The 18,865-nt window shown below is 57.0% G+C and carries 14 protein-coding genes; 9 read left to right on the top strand and 5 right to left on the bottom strand.

Translation table 11 applies throughout. The features are described from left to right. Positions 1 to 38: 38 nt before the first annotated feature. The gene (locus G512_RS0119200) at positions 39 to 1,235 is read right to left on the bottom strand and encodes an aminotransferase (protein WP_028483105.1); all 1,197 of its coding nucleotides are present in this window, start codon (positions 1,233 to 1,235) and stop codon (positions 39 to 41) included. A gap of 422 nt (positions 1,236 to 1,657) precedes the next feature. Here G512_RS0119200 and G512_RS0119195 point away from each other — a divergent pair, with 422 nt between their 5' ends. After that, positions 1,658 to 3,205, top strand: coding sequence for a SulP family inorganic anion transporter (locus G512_RS0119195; RefSeq protein ID WP_028483104.1), 1,548 nt, complete (start codon positions 1,658 to 1,660; stop codon positions 3,203 to 3,205). A gap of 73 nt (positions 3,206 to 3,278) precedes the next feature. On the opposite strand, the gene G512_RS21935 is transcribed toward G512_RS0119195, so the two are convergent. Continuing rightward, positions 3,279 to 4,352, bottom strand: a complete 1,074-nt coding sequence (locus G512_RS21935) for an EF-hand domain-containing protein (protein ID WP_051269729.1) — start codon at positions 4,350 to 4,352, stop codon at positions 3,279 to 3,281. 235 nt (positions 4,353 to 4,587) lie between these two features. Here G512_RS21935 and G512_RS0119185 point away from each other — a divergent pair, with 235 nt between their 5' ends. The 3 genes from G512_RS0119185 to G512_RS21930 all read left to right on the top strand — a co-directional run bounded on the left by G512_RS0119185 (position 4,588) and on the right by G512_RS21930 (position 7,593). Continuing rightward, complete coding sequence (locus G512_RS0119185) at positions 4,588 to 5,316, top strand: response regulator (RefSeq protein WP_028483103.1); 729 nt, start codon at positions 4,588 to 4,590, stop codon at positions 5,314 to 5,316. After that, the gene (locus G512_RS0119180; protein WP_028483102.1) at positions 5,313 to 6,770 is read left to right on the top strand and encodes an ATP-binding protein; all 1,458 of its coding nucleotides are present in this window, start codon (positions 5,313 to 5,315) and stop codon (positions 6,768 to 6,770) included. Before G512_RS0119185 ends, G512_RS0119180 begins: the two co-directional genes overlap by 4 nt. Positions 6,771 to 6,942: 172 nt before the next feature. After that, positions 6,943 to 7,593, top strand: a complete 651-nt coding sequence (locus tag G512_RS21930) for a DUF1906 domain-containing protein (RefSeq protein ID WP_051269727.1) — start codon at positions 6,943 to 6,945, stop codon at positions 7,591 to 7,593. A 76-nt stretch (positions 7,594 to 7,669) separates the two neighbouring features. Here G512_RS21930 and G512_RS0119165 read toward each other — a convergent pair whose 3' ends face one another. Further along, a complete protein-coding gene (locus G512_RS0119165) occupies positions 7,670 to 9,850 on the bottom strand; it encodes a malate synthase G (RefSeq protein ID WP_028483101.1) in 2,181 nt (726 codons plus the stop codon). A 260-nt stretch (positions 9,851 to 10,110) separates the two neighbouring features. Between G512_RS0119165 and G512_RS0119160 the strand changes: the two genes are divergently transcribed. Beyond that, the gene (locus G512_RS0119160) at positions 10,111 to 11,028 is read left to right on the top strand and encodes a DMT family transporter (RefSeq protein ID WP_036490317.1); all 918 of its coding nucleotides are present in this window, start codon (positions 10,111 to 10,113) and stop codon (positions 11,026 to 11,028) included. Positions 11,029 to 11,082: 54 nt separating this feature from the next. Beyond that, entirely contained in the window at positions 11,083 to 12,195 is a 1,113-nt protein-coding gene (locus G512_RS21925; protein WP_051269724.1) for a glycosyltransferase family 4 protein, read from the top strand. Here the strand turns inward: G512_RS21925 and G512_RS0119150 are convergent. Then, the gene (locus G512_RS0119150) at positions 12,125 to 13,669 is read right to left on the bottom strand and encodes a SpoIIE family protein phosphatase (protein WP_028483099.1); all 1,545 of its coding nucleotides are present in this window, start codon (positions 13,667 to 13,669) and stop codon (positions 12,125 to 12,127) included. The two genes, G512_RS21925 and G512_RS0119150, sit on opposite strands and share 71 nt — an antisense overlap. Continuing rightward, complete coding sequence (locus G512_RS0119145; RefSeq protein ID WP_162143396.1) at positions 13,666 to 14,616, bottom strand: glycosyltransferase family 2 protein; 951 nt, start codon at positions 14,614 to 14,616, stop codon at positions 13,666 to 13,668. Before G512_RS0119145 ends, G512_RS0119150 begins: the two co-directional genes overlap by 4 nt. A gap of 158 nt (positions 14,617 to 14,774) precedes the next feature. Here G512_RS0119145 and G512_RS0119140 point away from each other — a divergent pair, with 158 nt between their 5' ends. Genes G512_RS0119140 through G512_RS21920 form a run of 3 tightly spaced genes read left to right on the top strand, consistent with a single transcriptional unit; the run spans position 14,775 to position 18,865 of the window. Further along, positions 14,775 to 15,959 (top strand): glycosyltransferase family 4 protein, encoded by a 1,185-nt coding sequence (locus G512_RS0119140; protein ID WP_028483097.1) that lies wholly within the window; start codon positions 14,775 to 14,777, stop codon positions 15,957 to 15,959. Between the two features lie 3 nt (positions 15,960 to 15,962). Next, positions 15,963 to 17,390, top strand: a complete 1,428-nt coding sequence (locus G512_RS0119135) for a lipopolysaccharide biosynthesis protein (protein ID WP_028483096.1) — start codon at positions 15,963 to 15,965, stop codon at positions 17,388 to 17,390. Next, on the top strand, positions 17,387 to 18,865 hold the full coding sequence (locus G512_RS21920) for an O-antigen ligase family protein (RefSeq protein ID WP_073832964.1): 1,479 nt from the start codon (positions 17,387 to 17,389) through the stop codon (positions 18,863 to 18,865). The genes G512_RS0119135 and G512_RS21920 overlap by 4 nt, the downstream gene beginning before the upstream one ends.

Genomic DNA, 18,865 nt, shown 5'->3' with positions numbered 1-18,865 from the left:
CAGTTTACCTTCAGCGTTGGCGATCAAAATACGAGGGATCACCCGGCGCTGGCAGCGTCGCGATCCACCCCTTTCAGGCCCTCAAGCCACGCGGACAAACGGGCTATTGCCTCCGTCAATACCGCATCCTGTTTGCAAAAACAAAACCGGATGCAGTTCGTGGGTGCTTCAGCCACATAAAATGCCGAAACCGGCACCGCCGCCACGCCCGCTTCCTGAACCATACGCAGGCATATATCCTGATCGCTGCCTTCCAGCCCCAACGGACTTGCATCCACGGTCACGAAATAGGTGCCGTCACAGGGCAACACACGAAACCCAAGCGAGGCCAGGTCGCCGGCAATCCGATCTCGCTTTTTCTGCAAATCCTGCGCAAGGCCCGCATAATAGGCGTCGTCCTTGGCCAGCCCAGTGGCGACGGCCTGTTGCAAGTTGGGCGGCGTGGTGAAAGTGACAAACTGATGCGCCTTGGCAATTGGCTCCAGCAAATTGGCGCTGGCGGTAATGTAGCCCACCTTCCAGCCCGTGAAAGAAAACGTTTTGCCCGCCGACCCGATGCGCACGCACCGATCCCGCATACCCTCGTAGCTCATCAGTGGCCGGTGCTGATGACCTTCGAACACCAGATGTTCATAGACCTCATCGCAAATGGCGTAGCAGTCGTTCTCCACGCACAGCCGGGCAATTTCGCTCAGTTCGCCATCGCTGAACACCTTGGCGCACGGGTTCATGGGATTATTGATCAGAACCGCCTTGGTATTCTCGGTGAACGCGCGCGCCAAAGCCGCCACATCCAGCTTCCAGTTCGGCGGCGTGAGGCGTACGGATACAACCACACCGCCGGCCCGCTGGACCATGGGCAGATAGCAATCGTACAAGGGTTCAATGAGGATGACCTCATCTCCCGGCTCGATCAGCGCGAGAATGGAATCCGCCAGAGCCTCGGTCGCGCCCGAGGTAACCATGACCTCGCGCTGCCAATCCACATCTAAATCATAAAATCGCTTGTTGGTGTCAGCGACGGCCTTGCGCAGTTCCGGCAGTCCCAACATGGGGGGATACTGGTTCTGACCCGTGCGCAGGGCCTGCGCTGCAGCTTCCACCAGATCCGCCGGACCATCGACATCTGGGAAGCCCTGCCCCAGATTGACCGCGTCGTGATCCTTGGCAAGCCGGGACATGCGCTCGAAAATGGTGGTCTCCACTCCCGTAAATACCGGATTTGTCGGTTTCATGTGCCCTCCCCTTGCCGTTTTTCCGCGCGCCTCATTGGTGCCTGGCCTTGCGCCGAGCCCAAGGCTGCCTAACTGCGCGATGGCTTTTGTTTCATGCGAGCCTGTGCTATAGGTCCGCCCTCCGGTTGCCGCTAGGGATCATTTTTCGACTGTTGGCGCAAGTTGAACTATTGAACAATGTCATAACGGTGAATACAGCAGTCACATTTCTGCATACTAGGTATGCTTTCTGCCTGTTCCTAGCAATGGGTGCATGATTTATAGTCATTCCAAATTTATATACTTGATCGCGTGCCGAGTTTAAGGCAGACGTACGCCGGCTTGATCGTCGCTCCCAAATCGACAACTGAAACCAATTTGATAAGGAGGTGCATTTGCACTCGTCCTCAGAAGTTCTTGCGCCCGGAAAACGTGGCAGTTGGCTGAACTTGTACAAAACCGAAATTCTCGCCGGCCTTACCGTTGCTCTCGCTTTGGTTCCAGAGGCCGTTGCCTTTGCCTTTGTCGCTCAGGTGCATCCACTTGTGGGGCTATATGCCGCCTTCATCGTGGGGATAATTACCGCCGTATTTGGCGGACGACCGGGCATGATCTCCGGCGCGACCGGCGCTCTGGCCGTTGTCATGGTATCGTTGGTCACCCAGCACGGAGTGGAATACCTGTTTGCAACCGTGGTGCTGATGGGCATCTTGCAGATCATCTTTGGCCTGCTGCGCTGGGGTAAATTCATGCGCATGGTGCCGCATCCGGTCATGCTCGGCTTCGTCAATGGTCTTGCCATCGTGATTTTTCTGGCTCAGTTCGAGCAGTTCCAAGTGGAAGCTCCTGGCGGTAACATGGTCTGGATGGAGGGCATGCAGCTCTATCTGATGCTGGGCCTGATTGCTCTGACCATGTTCGTCATATGGGTCACACCGAAGGTCACCTCTGCCATTCCTGCCCCGTTGGCCGGTATTGTTGTGGTGTCTGTCCTGGTGATTGGTCTGGGTCTGGACGTGCGTGCTGTTGGTGACATGGCCTCCATCGCGGGCGGTCTGCCCCAGTTCCATATTCCAATGGTACCGCTAGACCTCGAGACCTTGCAGATCATCTTCCCGTACGCGCTCATTCTGGCGGCGATCGGGTTGATTGAAAGCCTTTTGACGCTGAACCTTGTAGCAGAAATGACCAACACAAAGGGCGGCGCGTCCAAGGAGTGTGTGGCTCAGGGCGCTGCAAACGTGGTGACCGGTTTCTTCGGTGGCATGGGGGGCTGTGCCATGATCGGCCAGTCCATGATCAACGTGAAATCCGGTGCACGGACTCGCATTGCCGGGATTACCGCTGCCCTGTTTCTGCTGGTGTTCATTCTGTTCGCCTCACCGCTGATCGAACAGATCCCAATGGCAGCGCTCGTAGGCGTGATGTTCATGGTGGTGGTGGGCACATTTGCGTGGAACACCTTCAAGATCATGACCAAAATTCCGCGGACAGATGCAATCGTCATCGCCATGGTGACCGGCGTGACCGTTTTGGAAGACCTTGCCGTGGCAGTTGTCGTGGGCGTCATCATCTCCGCGCTTGCCTATGCGTGGAACGCCTCCAAGCGCATCAACGCCCGCACGTCTATCAACGAAGACGGCCAAAAGGTCTACGTGCTCGAAGGCCCGCTGTTCTTTGGCTCTGCTACCGGCTTTCAGGAGATCTTCTCCCCGGAAACAGACCCGGATGATGTGATTGTGGACTTCATCAACTCCCGCGTCGTGGATCATTCCGGACTGCAGGCCATCGACAACATGGCAAGCCGCTACATCCAGCAGGGCAAGACACTACACCTGCGCCACTTGTCACCGGACTGCAAGAAGCTGCTGAAAAAGGCGGGCAACATGGTTGAAATCTCCGTACTGGAAGATCCGAAATACGGCATCGCAGTGGACTACGACCATACCTTCGATGGTGAACCGGTGGAACCAGAGCCGCAGAAGGCCTGAGTATCCTCTTGAAACTCGAATGGGCGGCTCACTGAGCCGCCCATTTTCTAGGAGAAATCCGTTTTCGGCAGTCCTAGTTGTTGTTGGGACCATTGCCGTTGCGCGGGCCAGTACCACTGCCATCGCGTGGACCTTGACCACCGCCCGGACCACGGCGACCATCATCAGATCCCCAACCACCGCGCTTGCCATCCCAATCACGGCGCTGCTGCATCATCTTTCCAAGATCGGCCTTGTTGATGGCTCCATCACCATCGCGATCCATGCGATCAAACATCCAGGTTGCGCGCTGAGACATTTCCTCTGCGGTTACCTTGAGGTCTCCGTTTGCGTCCATACGCTGGAAGGAACGCACCATCATCGGCTCTGACCACTTGGCCCAAACTGCCTTGAAACCGTCGAGATCGATTGGCCCATCAGCGAAGATGGTATCGGCATACGCGCCCAGTTCAGCAGCGGAGAGTTGACGGTCGCCATTTGTATCAATATTGGCAAACATCTGTCCGCCGAACCCGGCCCGAGGACCATGACCCATTCGGGAATGATGTCCCTTCATGCCATGGCCACGGCGCGGATAACAATCGTCATCATCTGACCACCGACCTGCACGTTGACCCCGACGGTCGTCATCGTTATCCCAGCGGCCAGCGCGTTGACCCCGGCGGTCATCATCGTCATCCCAGCGGCCAGCGCGTTGACCACGGCGGTCGTCATCGTCATCCCAACGATCGGCACGTGGACCAGAAGGGCCACGGCGCTGAGACATGCGGTCTGCGGCGGCTAGAAACTCGTCCTTGGTGATCTGACCATCACCATTGGCATCAAAACGCTGGAACATGCGCACCTGCGGATACTGCGCCCGGTCGGCAAACGCCACTTTCCACTCATCCAGCGTCAGATCGCCAGACCCTGTAGTATCAGCGGCTTCGATTTGCTCCTGTATGGCTGTTGTCATTTCGTCGCGGGTGATCGTGCCATCGCCATTACCGTCAAACCGGTCGAACATTTGCATGGGTCCTGCACCGCGTGCGCCGCCATTCATGCCCATACCGGGTCCGCCGGCGGGGAAGGCAAATGCCGGGCTCAAGGTGGTTCCAGCCATTGCCAAGACAAGAGCGGAAGCAGCTATTTTACGAGAGGTTTTCATGGGGCAACTCCTTTGGGGTTCATGCGGGAAACACGCCTCGTTGTGTTTCGATGACCTCAACGTAGCCCTCAATTGTCGCAGAAAAACCTCCGGAATCACGTCAAAGTGTACCAACCTGTGATAAGAGCGGTGCGCTGATACACTCTGTTACAGGTTTTGCACTGGCCATTGTATTTTCAGTGCTAAACACACATTAGAAACACTCACAAAAGAAGCTCAGGATCGGATCATTGCCATGGCAGACCCCAGTCCGCACATTCTGATTGTTGATGATCACCGCGACATTCGTGAAAGTCTGGCGCGTTATCTGACCAAGAATGGTTTTCGCACGACCGTGGCTGAGAGCGCATCACAGGCCCGGCAAGTGCTGAAGGCCGCCTCAATCAACCTGGTTGTGCTGGACATCATGATGCCCGGTGAAGACGGCCTGTCCCTTTGCCGACATCTGGTCGAAACCAATCAAGCCCCTGTCATTTTGTTGACCGCCATGGCCGAGGACACCGACCGGGTGGTGGGCCTGGAAATCGGTGCAGATGACTACGTGACCAAACCTTTCAACCCGCGGGAACTATTGGCGCGCATTCGCGCCGTGCTTCGCCGGGTCTCCAACGTGCCGAAATCCCGAGATCCCATTGACACCGAGCAACTGGCTTTCGAGGGCTGGGTGCTGGATGTGAACCGGCGCGAACTGACGGCACCAGACGGGGTTATGGTTCCGCTTTCCACCGGCGAGTATCAGCTGTTGGTGGCGTTTTTGAAACGACCCAAGATGGTGTTGTCTCGGGATCAGTTGCTTGACCTGACCAGTGGGCGCACACCGGCGATTTTCGATCGGTCCATAGACAATCAAGTATCTCGCTTGCGTCGCAAGATCGAGACGGATGCCAAGAACCCGACCCTGATCAAAACCGTTTGGGGCGGTGGCTACACGTTTACAGCTGAGGTCACGGAGCCCGATGGATGAAGCTATTGCGCCGCCTCTATCCGCAACGGATTGCCACACAACTGATTTTGCTGTTGCTGGTTGCGCTAGTGATCAGCCAGACGGTGAGCTTTTATCTGTTCACAGATGAGCGACGCATGGCCATTATCGGCATGGCGCGTGATAATGCCTTGTGGCGGACAGCCAGCATCGTGCAGGTTATAGAAGAAACCCCGCGCAGTTTGCATCCGGGCGTGTTGCGTGCAATTTCCAACAATAGCACTCAGTACTATCTGGCGGAGACCCCGCTGGTCGCCTCTACGGATGACAACCGCCTGGCCAAAGCATTGTTCGGGTATCTCAAGCGACGTCTGCAAGACAACCATGATGTGCGGGTGGCGGTGGACTATCGCGACGCCAAGGAACCTGCGCCAACCTTCGACCGCCGACGCTTTGACGATGATGACGACGACGATGGCTTTCGCCGCTCTGACGACCGGCACACCATGCACGGTCGCCGGTTTTCCCATGAGCGCATGTTGCGCCGGTTTGACGGTATCGAAGGAGCAACCCTTTATGCCTCCATCCGCCTCAATACTGGGGATTGGCTGAACTTTCAGAGCAACTTCGATCTGCCACCCCGCCCTCTGTTGCCGGTTCTGCTCCCGATCGTGCTGATGGGGCTGCTGATCATCATCATTGTATGGCTGTTCGTGTCCTGGCTCACCCGACCCTTGCGTGCGCTATCCAGCTCCGCCGAGCAATTGGGTCGTGGCAATGAAGTGCCTGCCCTTCCTGAACGCGGGCCGTTGGAGGTTCGGCAGGTGACCCGTGCATTCAACGAAATGCAGAACCGTCTGACCCGCTTTGTGCGGGATCGAACCCGAATGCTGGCCGCCATCAGTCACGACTTGCGCACCCCAATCACCTCATTGCGGATCCGGGCCGAGTTCATTGAGGATGATGAGGACCGGGAGCGCATGATCGCTACACTGGACGAAATGCAAGCCATGACAGAAGCCACTCTGGCCTTCGCCCGAGACGAGGCAAAAACCGAACCTGCCAAACAACTGGACCTTGGCGGACTGTTAGACAGCATTGCCGTTGACTATGAAGACATGGGGCAAGATGTGCATGCAACAACTGATGAGCGCATCGTTATTTCCTGCCGCCCTATGGCCCTGAAACGCGCATTTCGCAACATCATAGACAACGCCGTGCGTTACGGCGGGAAGGCACAGATCCGCCTGCGCAAAATTGAGGGACAAGTTGAGGTGTCCATTTGCGATGAGGGGCCTGGCATTCCCGAGGACAAGCTGACCGAAGTATTCGAACCGTTTGTCCGGATTGAAGAATCCCGCAGTGAAGAGACAGGTGGCATAGGGCTGGGTCTGGCGATCTGCAGGAGCATCATTCATGCCCACGGCGGCACCATCGCGCTGGCGAACAGGACTGATCGTACCGGGCTGGTTGTCACGGTGCGCCTGCCGCTTTAAGGCAGTCGATCGCCGGATTTCACGCAGACCCCGGCGGGCCGCTGCCTCCAGCCACAGGTTAAAACTCTAACGATTTCATTAGTAAAGCGAGAGGTATGGCATCAGGTCCAGCCTCACAGTCTGGCCGTGTTGATCGTCGTCGGATGCTGCAAGGATTGCGAGGAGAGCACCCATGACCGAGCGTTTTGCCATCGACACGACAACCGACCTGTCCCAACCCGCAGCGTGGTACACCAAACACAACATCGTTGCAGTGGGCCGCTATCTATCGAAGAGCTCCTGGAAACGCATAGACCGGAGTGAAGCGGAAAACATCCTGTCCATGGGGCTTGATATCTTCACTGTGTATCAAGATGCCCAGAACCAGCCGGCAGATTTCAACGCGACACTGGGCACGGAAAACGCCCAGTTGGCCCGTCAGCAGGCAGCCACTCTGGTGGGACAACCACCCCATACCGCGATCTACTTTGCGGTAGACTATGACGCCAGTGAAGACGACTATGTAAACCGGATCCGACCTTATTTTCAGGCGGTAAACAAAGCTCTTGCGGAAAAGGACGCGTTGCCGGTCTATCGACCCGGGGTCTATGGAAGCGGTTTGATCTGCCAGAACTTGCTGGACGACCAGCTTGTGGCGTTCGCATGGCTGAGCGAATCCACCGGCTACCGCGACCATCAGCAGTTTTATGAGAGCTACAACTGGAATCTTGCCCAGTTCCGGCCGCAAGGCACCAACAGTTTCGATGGTAACCGCATCAATCCATACAAACCAGATTTCGGCGGGTTCGGTCACCTTGTCCCGGTGGTACAGACGGCGGCCTGACGAAAACAGGCGCCGATGAGGCGCCTGTTCGAACTGGAGGGCTGCGTCTTGCGTAGTCGGTCCGTCTGCGGCCGGTTCAGTGCAGACGTGCCTTGGCTTTGGCTTCCTGACGACGGGCATGGAGGACCGGTTCGGTATAACCGCTTGGCTGTTCCCTGCCCTTGAACACCAGATCACACGCCGCCTGAAAAGCCACGGAAGCATCAAAATGTGGTGCCATGGGCTTGTAGGCTGGATCACCAGCATTCTGCTTGTCCACGATAGCCGCCATGCGTTTCATGGTTTCCATCACCTGCTCAGGAGAGCAAACGCGGTGGTGCAACCAGTTTGCAATGTGCTGGGACGAGATGCGCAAGGTCGCGCGGTCTTCCATCAGTCCGATATGGTTGATGTCCGGCACCTTGGAGCATCCGACGCCCTGATCGACCCAGCGTACCACGTAGCCCAGGATACCCTGGGCGTTGTTGTCCAGCTCCTGCTGGATTTCATCTGGCGACCAGTTGGGGCGCTCCGCAACCGGGATTGTCAGGATGTCGGCGAGTTTTGCCGAAGCTCGCGCTTTCAACTCGTCCTGAACGGTGCTGACGGTTACATCGTGATAATGCAACGCATGCAATGTGGCGGCAGTCGGTGACGGAACCCATGCAGTGTTCGCCCCGGCCTTTGGATGTCCGACCTTTTGTTCCAGCATGGCCTGCATCAGGTCAGGCATGGCCCACATGCCCTTGCCGATCTGGGCATGCCCTTGCAACCCGCAAGCAAGTCCAACATCCACGTTGTTGTTCTCATAGGCCCCAATCCAGGTGGACTGTTTCATGTCCCCTTTTCGGATCATGGGGCCTGCTTCCATGGAGGTATGGATCTCGTCCCCGGTACGATCAAGGAAACCGGTGTTTATGAAACATACCCGGCTCTTGGCGGCGCGGATACATTCCTTGAGGTTGACCGTCGTTCGGCGTTCCTCATCCATGATGCCCATTTTCAGCGTGTCACGGGATAAGCCGAGAATGTCCTCAACGCGTTCAAACAAGGCATTGGCAAGAGCGACTTCTTCCGGGCCGTGCATCTTGGGCTTGACGATGTAAACGGAATTGGCTCGTGCGTTGGCATGGCGACCGGAGACCTTGTCGCCCAAACCGATGTCATGGATGGCAATCATCGAGGTTACCAGCGCATCCAGAATGCCCTCCGGGATCTCGTTGCCCTGTTCGTCAAGAACAGCCGGATTGGTCATCAGATGCCCGACATTTCGTACCAGCATGAGCGAGCGCCCCGGCAATGTCAGCGCATCACCCTGAGCATCGGTGTAGTGGCGGTCCCGGTTAAGAGCACGGGTAAACGTCTTTCCGCCCTTTTCTATCGTCTCCGTCAGATCGCCCTTCATCAGGCCGAGCCAGTTCCGGTATGCCAGCACCTTGTCCTCGGCATCCACTGCTGCGACAGAATCCTCGCAGTCCATGATGGTGGTCAGAGCAGCTTCCACGATCACATCAGAGATACCAGCAGGGTCTGTGGAGCCAATTGGCGAGCTTTTGTCGATGACAATCTCGATGTGAAGACCGTTCTTCTGCAACAGAACCTTTTTCGGGGCTTCCGCATCTCCAACAAACCCGACGAACTGGAGGGGAGATTCAAGGCCCGCCATTTCGTCGTTTTTCAAGGTCAAGGCCAATGAGGACGCAACGATACAGATCTCGGTCACGTCGGCCCAACTGCCTGAATCCAGCGGGACGGCTTTGTCCAGCCGTTGTTTTGCAAAGGCGACCACCTGCGCACCGCGTTCGGCATCATAGCCTCCGGCTTGAGGCAAAGACCCCATTGCGTCTGTGCCATAAAGCGCATCATACAAGGATCCCCAGCGCGCATTGGCCGCGTTCAACGCGTACCGGGCGTTCATGACCGGCACAACAAGCTGCGGCCCGGCAAGGCGAGCAATCTCAGGATCAACGTTGGGTGGATCTACCTCAAAGTCTGGCCCTTCAGGTACCAGATAGCCAATTTCTTTCAGGAATGCCTCATAGGCGGCACCATCTATGGGGCCCGGATGAGCGCGGTGCCAGTCATCGATCTTTGTCTGCAACTCGTCGCGCTTGGCAAGAGCGGCCTTGTTTTGAGGGCCAAACTCAGCCACCAATGCCGCAAGGCCTTGCCAAAATCCATCGGAGGATATGCCTGTACCCGGCAGCGCCTCGGTTTCAATGAAATCATAGAGTTCTGTCGCCACCTGCAATCCGGCGATCTGCCTACGCTCAGTCATGGAGCCCTCTCAAATACGTTAAACTACTCTGTTTTGCGGTCCACCTTACAAAAAACAGGCGCATGTTCAATGAGCTCACTTACATAGAACTTTTTCCAATTCGGAAACAATAGACACAATTTATTAGTTTTACAGCAAACCACTCCAGACCAATTAATCAATTGCGTTCAGGTGAAGAACGCGACAGTGTGCGCCTGATTCACACAGGTATTTCTACGATGTAGAGCCTACCTGATTCAGAGCTAGGACCATATTCCCGCATGTTTGGCATTTCGCAGTTGTATAATCGCCCGCTTATCCTTTTGTTTTTGACGACCATTTTCTGGGGCGGCAACACCATTGCCGGCAAGCTGGCCGTGGGGAACGTATCACCGTTCGTGGTGGTTTTTCTGCGTTGGCTGATTGTAAGTGCCATCATGCTTGGCCTTTATTGGCGCGAAGTGGTCCACAATTGGCATCACATGCGCCCGCAAATCGTTATGGTTGCCGCCATGGCCGCCTTCGGGTTTACGGGGTTCAATGCTCTGTTCTATCTCGCCGCTCATGATACGACCGCGCTGAATATCGGCATCATTCAGGGCTCCGTTCCCATGATGGTGGCAATTGGCGCGTTTGTGGTGTACCGATCCCGGCTTACGGTGGCACAGGCGCTTGGCATTGTGATTACCATTTGTGGCGTGGTGGCAGTGGCAAGCCGCGGCAGCCTTGAGCGTCTCCTGGAAGTAGAGATCAACCCTGGCGATGCCTTGATGTTGCTGGCGTGCCTGTTCTACTCCGGGTACACGCTGGCGCTGCGCAACAGACCCAAAGTCCCCGCGCTGGCCTTCTTTGCCGTTACGTCGACCGTTGCGGCCACTGTATCCGTCCCACTGCTGCTATGGGAGGGCATGGCAGGTAACATGATCTGGCCGGACTTCAATGGATGGTTGATTTGTCTTTACATTGCGCTGTTTCCCAGCTTCATCGCACAGGTGTTTTTCATGCGCGGGGTGGAGCTGATCGGGCCGGGCCGCGCGGGAATTTTCGTCAATCTCGTTCCAATTTTCGCCTCCGTCTTCGCGATTGTCATACTGGGTGAACCCTTCGAGTTGTACCATGGTCTGGCGCTGGTTCTTGTGCTTGGGGGCATCTACGTGTCCGAGCGCTTCAGCCACAAGGAACGCCCCTCGCACGCATGAACTCACGACTGGCATCCGAGTTGCTTGGCGTTTCTGAAAAAACGCAGGACACCCATGGCACCCATCTGGCAACTCGTCGATTCCAGTGGCATCGGCGGCATCGAAAAACACATCCTCGTACTGGCTCAAACGCTGAAGGCCCAAGGGCTGGATGTACGTGTCGTGCTTCTGGCCCCTCACGACAACAACCCATGGCTGGATCAGCTAACCATGGCCGGTCTGCCATTCACCATTCTGGAGGGCGGCCTGAAAGGTCTGTGGCGTGGCCTTTCAGCGGAGCGCCCCGCGTTGGTACACAGCCACGGTTACAAGGCCGGCATTCTGGGAAGGCTTGCCTGCCGGGCACGCGGCATTCCCGTGGTCTCGACCTACCATGCGGGAGAAGCAGGACCTTTCCCGGTGTCCCTTTATCAAACTTTGGATGCCTATACGGGGCTCCTGGCCCGGCGCATCAGTGTAAGCCGACCGATTGCGGCCCGCTTGCCCTATGCTTCCACGGTCATTGAGAACTTCATCAACTGTCCAGCCATGGACACGAACCGCCCCCTCAGCCGCACAGTTGCCTTTGTTGGACGGCTTTCCCATGAAAAGGGTCCGGACCTGTTCTGCGACTTTGCCGCACAACAGCCTCGTCGTCCCACACTGGACTGGCACCTTTATGGAGACGGCCCCATGCGGCCGGAGTTGGAGGCCAAATATGGAAGCCTGATCGAGTTCCATGGCATGGTGTCAAACCTTGAGCCCATCTGGCCCACGCTGGGTTTGATTGTGCTTTCATCGCGAGCAGAGGGCCTGCCCCTTGTCGCGCTTGAAGCCATGGCCCATGGCGTACCGGTTCTTGCGCCGCGGCTTGGCGGCTTGCCGGACCTGATCCAGCATGGCGTTACAGGATGGCTGTACGACCCTGAAGATCTAACGGATATGAGCCGAGCGTTTCGGCAGTGGGTTCAAGCCCGACCTGCGTTCTTGACGCAAATGCGCACAAACTGCCAGCAACGGATCCGCTCTCACTATTCACCAGCGGCCAAGCTGCCTCTGATACTGGACGTTTATCGAAACGCAGGTCTCAGGCTGACATCGAGCCCAACCTCACCACCTACGACCGGGACCGCGTCACCGCCAACAGGGTCCAGTCATCTGCCGGTTCAGGGCCCAGCGCGGCGTTGATGGCACTCAATAGCGCTTTTCTGCGTTCACCTTGTGCCGGATCAGGCTCCGGGCTTGAGGCAAAGGCAGTCATGGCGCGCTGTAGCCAGTCCGGAAGGGGATCGCCGCTGGCAAGACCAGAGGGGTCCAGCCCGTCGCTCACAAGAAACATGCATTCACCGGGCCGCAGGGTGTAGTCCACCTGCTCGAAATCATCATCACCCGCAAGCCCGATCAAACCACCCGAGACGGTGAGAGGATGCGCCCGGTTCCCTTCAGCCACAATGGGAGGCACATGGCCCGCAGAAGCAAGATGCAGGCGCCCGCCTTCCAACACATCCGCCACCAGAAAGGTGCTTAGTAAACCCGATAGCTCCAAATCCTGCGTCATCAATCGGTTGATAGTACGCACATACTCAACGCATGAAAGCGCCGGAGATAGCGCGTTTACCGTTCTCAAAATAGATAGAAACGCCACACTACCAGCTTGGGCGCTGACACCATGACCCACCATGTCCACGAGAATCAATCGGGTGGCTTCGGCGCTCCGTGTCATGATGACAGCATCGCCCGACCCGGTGTCACGAGCCGCCGCGAGGTGTTCGATGAGGATATCTCCCAGCTGCCGCCATTCTCTGGCCTCACCCCGCAGGTCCCGGTAGACTGTCTCGAAATGCCTTAAAAGAAATGCCTGTTGCCGATGAGACCGACCGAGTGCGTTTTTGACCAACCGGTTCAACTCGCGCGGACGCACGGGCTTGGAAATAATGCTTTCCACGCCGCGTTCTTCCAGCTTTTCCTTCAAGCGCACGCTTGTATCGCCAGTAATGACAAGCAAAGGTGCCGGCAGGCGCCCCCTGTCATTTTCCAAAAGGCTGATCAGCGTTTCCCCCGTGCCATCTTCCAGATGGTAGTCCGTGAGAATAAGATCCACCGGCTGGGTTGTGGCCTTGCGCTGGGCCTCTTCCAGTGATGTTGCCGTGAGGCTGCGAAAGTTCGCGTCCAGAAAGGCCGCATAAGACTTTGCAAGCGCGGGATCATCATCCACCACCAGAATGGTGGGGCGATTGTCCATCAGGTCTCTGGAGAACGAGAGGGTGTTTTCAACCCTGCCCTCAGGAGCACGGGTGGCATAACGCAGGCCGTCGCTGAAGGTGTGTAACAATTCCAGACCTCGACCATTCTCAAGCGTCATGGGATCTGGAAGGGCGGGCGAGAGCGTGGACAGACAGTCTAGAACCTCCGGATACGGGCTGCCGTTATCGCGAATGGACAGAACGAGGGTCATGCCTTTCATATCCAGCGAAACGCTTATTTTCGTGGGTTTCATGCTGGCGTGCGTGATCAGGTTCGCCCCCCATTCCGACAGAATGAGTTGGAGATCATCACTGACCTGAACCGGAATGTGCAGGTTGGACAAACGTCGTCGCAAAGCGCGGCGCACTACAGAGATGCCGTCCAACGTAGGCTCTGCCTCGGATTGAAAGAGGTTCAAGGCTGTCGCTCCCGCACATCAAGAGGTTTGGGCCGGACCACATTCTTGGCGTCTGCCAACATGGCAACGAAGGTCTTGCGCTGTGGATCCAGCATGGCAGCTCGCAAATGCGCCCTCAATGCTGCGGCGGGGTGCCCCTCTTCACGCTGCATTTCGGCTTGAGCTACCCAAATGTTGGCTCGTGCTTTCTTCAACGCGTTCTGAACCGCCGGAGCACGCTCCTGTTCGTAGCGTGCGCAAATGGTCTGCATGGCTTGAATGCGCGCGGCACGCTTCTTGGTCTCGCTACCGGGGCGCACAAGATAGTCCATTGCCACGGTACCGCTGATGCCGACCGGGCCGGACGCCGCCAGCCTCAACCACAAATCCCAATCCTCGGCGGAGGGCAGATCCGTTGCAAATCCATTCGCATTTCGCAAAGCTTTCGTTTTTGCGACAACGGTAGACGTGCCGACGATGTTGGCAGCCAGCAGGCGCGACAGTGCCTCAGGAAACATCTCAAAGGCTCGAGGCGGCAATTGCTGGAACTGATTGCGCCAAAATTCGAAGCATGTGCCCATATCCACACCATGCGGATCGAGATGCCTGTAATCGGTGAAGCTGAACACAGCGTCCGAGTACGCCTGATGCCAAGCAAGTTGAGGCCCCAACTTGTTCGGATACCAGATGTCATCTGCGTCCAAAAAGGCGATATGGCTGTATCTGGCTTGTTCAATGGCCATATTTCTGGCCAGAGCGGGTCCCTTTCCGGGTCCTGAGAGAACAACAAGCTTGTCATTGGATCGCGCAAGATTCTCCAGATATGGCAGCGTCCCATCCGTTGATCCATCATCGACAACGATCAACTCCAGAGGTTCAAAAGACTGCTCCATCACACTTTGTATCGCCTGCTGGAGATAGACCAGACAATCCTTCGTGGGAATGACAACAGAACACCCTGTGGGCATGACCTCCTCCTCCCGGCTATAGCCCGATCCGCTGCGCCGATTGGCACCGAGCTTGCTGCGTGATCCTTGACTTTGCAGGTTCCAAGCCAATCCTGACCGCATTACTCGTGGTTCAGGTCACGCCGCCATCTCACCATAACTAGGAAAGGATGTGGCCCTTGAAAACTCTTGGATATGTTCTGGCGGATTTTCCCGTGTTCTCGGAAACGTTCGTGGGCAATGAAATCCGTGCCATGGAAGCGCAAGGCCACACCGTTGTTCCCATGGCATTGCACCGACCAACAGGCCCGGCACAAAAAGATGACGAAGCCTTGGCAGCACGGACCCACTATGTGAGCGAAGCCAGCGACTTTGCCGCGCTGAAGGCGCTTCCGGCGTTATCCGGCTCCTCTTTGGACGCCTTGCAGTTCTGCCGAGCGCAAAAAGGGCTGCCGTTGCGCTCCCTGTTGGGCAATGCCATGAAAATCGCCAGACTTGCCCATAGCGCCGGCGTTTCTCATTTTCACGCCCATTTTTCTGGTCCAGCAGCTGCTCATGCCATCGTCGCTGCACGGTTGATGGGCGTCAGCGTTTCCTTTGTTTGTCACGGACATGACGTGTACTCAGAGGCCATCGACCTGCCGCAGAAACTGGCTGCCGCCGATTTCGTTGTTGCGGTATGCGACGAGATGGCTGAAGACCTTCGTAAACTGTGTGGATCGGCGGCGATTTCAATGATCCCTTGCGGCATTGACCCGGAGCAATTTACCCCCCGCCCTCAACAGGAAGACAATGGACGACTGCTCTTCATCGGACGGCTGGTGGAGCAAAAAGGCATCGACGACCTATTTACGGCATTAAATGATATGGGGCCTGCCATGCCCGCTATCGACATCGTGGGCGATGGCCCCTTGAAGGAGAAGCTGGCAGCGCTCGCCATCCGGTTCCAACTGGAGGATCGCGGCCTCAGGTTTCTAGGTCCCAAACCTGCGGAGTGGCTGGCAGAACATGGACCTGCCTACATGGCGCTGGTCGCGCCGTTCAAGGAAGCCTCTGACAAGTCCCGCGATTCAGGCCCTTTGGTGGCAAAGGAAGCCATGGCCATGGCTCTGCCTGTCATCACCACCGACTTCATGGGTATGAAAGAGACCATCACACCCAGCTGTGGTTACAAGGTGCCACCTGCTGACCCACAAGCGCTGCGCCAAACGCTGGAGCAATTCATGGCGTTATCGCCCTCGGCGCGGAAGGAGATGGGAGCGGCTGGACGAGCCCGCGTGTGCGACCTGTTCACGCAAAATGCGCAGGCCCGTGCGTTGTCGGCCCGCATCGAGAGCATCACCTCCCATAAAAAGGCAGCCTGACGCATGATGCTGAAAAGCGTGCTGCACGCCTGGCCCTATGTTGCCAGCATCGCCCTGACAAAGGGGCTTGCGGTGATCACCATTCCCGTGCTGACGGCATACTTGGCACCAGAGGATGTGGGCTATCTGGATGTGGCGGCTTCTCTTCTGGAGTTCATCGGGCTGATATTTGCCATGGGGTTGGCTGATACCCTGTTTCGGTTTTCTGGCGTGCAACGCACACAGGCTGAACGCAACCGGGAAGCGGCGGTCATCACCGGAAGCGCTCTTGTTCTGGCATTGGCTTTTGGCATTCTCGTTCAGCTTTTCATACCCGTTGTTATCTCGGCGTGGGATCTTCCCATACAGGAATGGGCCCTCAGACTGAGTATCTTGGGGGCGACCCTCGGCGGCCTCATTGAGCTGCCGCTGGCGTGGTTGCGTCTTGGCAGCAAGCCCAAGCTGTTCTTGCTTTTTACAGCATCGCGCGGCGTTCTTCAGGCCCTTGCCATGGTGGTGTTGTTGATGAACGGGTATGGTATCAATGCCATTCTGGTAGCCAACGGCACCCTTGATGTGGTGCTTGCCCTCAGCCTGCTCACCCTGCAAATCTCGCGAACCGGGATCGCCTTTTCCCGGCAAGGTTTTCAACGCACCATCCACTTCGGCCTGCCACTAGTCGGTGGGGCGTTGGCCATGTTCGCGTTGGGATCTTGTGACCGTTGGTTCCTGGTGACCGCCATAGCCCCAGAGACCCTTGCGCACTATTCCATCGCCGTGAAACTGGCATTGGCAGCGCCGCTGCTGTTACAGCCGTTCGGCTTGTGGTGGTATGCCAAACGGATCGCCGTTCTGGAGGAACCACAGGGACTGTCTCACTCAGCAGATGTGGTGCTGCTTGGCTTCTGGGTCTTGGTGGTGGGCGCCTTGGGTACAGCCCTCTTGGCACCAATCTTCATTGCCTGGCTTTTACCGGCTTCCTACCTGCCCGCGATTGCGTTTGTGCCTTGGCTTGTGCTGGGCTTTGCCCTCAATGAATTGTGTTCGCTCCTGAATGTGGGAAGCTATCGCGCCCAACACGGGCTTCATGTTCTGGCCGTGAACGCGGCTGGAGGTAGCGCTGCGGTATTGGGCTATTGGCTGTTGGCTCCCGGCTATGGTGTTGCCGGAGCCATTCTGGCAACGTTGATTGGTCACTGCCTGCGGCTCCTGCTGTTTCTCGGCCTTTATCATCGACGCGCGCCTATTCCCTACCGGCTGCCACAAATGGCCCTGTTTACCGGCCTTGCTGTGCTTGCCGTTGTTGCCCAACCGCTTTCGGCGGGGCTGCTATGGCAACTGGTTTATGCCGCGGCGGCTGGCCTTGCGATGCTGGCGGCGGGATATGCCGTGATGCTGCGCCTCAAAGCCAGGGGGCATCTGTCACCGGCAGGGGCTTCGAGCCTGTCATGACCAACATGCGCGCCTCTTCCGCCAGATCCGGTCAAGCCACGCAGGCCCTTGTCGCCGTTCTGGCTTCCGTTGGCGTCGGTCTTGCATTCTTGAACCCTGTTCATCCGCTAGCGGCCGTCGCCGCCGCCCTTTTGCCGTTGGGCGTTGTCATTGCGTTCCACAGCCTGTTCTACCTCTGCCTCGGGTTCGTGGTGTTTTCGTTTTTCCGCATTCACGAAGTGTTTCCAGTATTGATGCCCCTGCGCATACCCATCCTTCTCGCATTACCGACACTGGCCGTACTCGGGTGGCAAGTTTTTGTGTCCAGGGAACTGAAACCCTACTGGAACCGGGACCTGACGGCATTCGCGGTATTCTTCGGTTTGGTCACGCTGGGCCTTTTCCTCGCTTCAAATCGCCCTCTCGCCATTACCTACTACATGGACACCTACATCAAGATCGCGGTGATGGTGTTTGCAATCAGCTGGATTGTGCGCACGCCGAGAGACTTTGCCATCGCCTCCCGTGTCTTTACCGTCTCGGGCATTGCCGTCGCCTTGGTCACCATCGCGCGCAAGCTGCAAGGCATCGGGCTGGTGGAGGGAAGCCGAGTGACCATTGGCCGAGACTACGGGTCGGTGTTGGGAGATCCCAACGATCTGGCCCTGGTTCTGTTATTTCCGCTCAGCTTTGCAACTGCCCTTGCCATAATCAGGCCGACAAGGCTGGACCGCATCCTGGGCGTCATCGCAACCTTGTGCATCTGCTGGGCTGTGGTTTCAACGCAAAGTCGGGGCGGGCTATTGGGCGTAATGAGCGTGCTGGCAGTGGGCGGAAGCCGCGTAATCAAGAACAAGGTGGTACTGGCGGCTCTTGGTGTGGCGGGACTGGCTGTACTGATGGTTGTTGCCGGGATTGCTGATCGCCAATCCGGCGGCGCTGCAGAAAGCGGGATTGATGAAAGCGCCATGGGTCGGATCTACGCCTGGCAGGCGGCTCTGAACATGGCACTGGCCCGACCGTTAACCGGAGTGGGGCTGGATAACTTCGTCTCGAATTTTTTCTTCTACACACCTCACTGGGGCGGTCTTGCCAAAGCCGTTCACTCGACCTGGCTAGGTGTGCTGGCGGAAACCGGCTTTCCCGGACTTGTGGCGTTCGCGGCCATGATTTTCCTGATGTTTCAAACCAATCGTCACTCTCAATCGGTTATTGACGCCAATGATGCGCCCGCCAGCACCAAGGCGACAGCCCTCGCCTTGATCAGTGGCATTCTCGGATTCTGCATTTCCGGCACGTTTCTCACACAAGGCTTCACCTGGCCAATCTACATCATCCTGTCCCTTTCAGTGGCGCTATCGCGGTATGCACAAAACCTGAGACCCCATAAAAACGAGGCATCAGGAAAAGGAGAAAATTCACAGTTTCCGATCAGGCTTGCACGTGGTCGTGACCGTTTGAGGAAACGACCTTTTACCCGTCAAGAACGACAATAA

Source organism: Pseudovibrio exalbescens DSM 16456 (genome assembly GCF_000422785.1).
In the GTDB taxonomy this organism is placed as follows: domain Bacteria; phylum Pseudomonadota; class Alphaproteobacteria; order Rhizobiales; family Stappiaceae; genus Pseudovibrio; species Pseudovibrio exalbescens.
The sequence above is the reverse complement of the archived record's forward strand: the minus strand, read 5'-3'. Positions and strand labels throughout refer to the sequence as shown.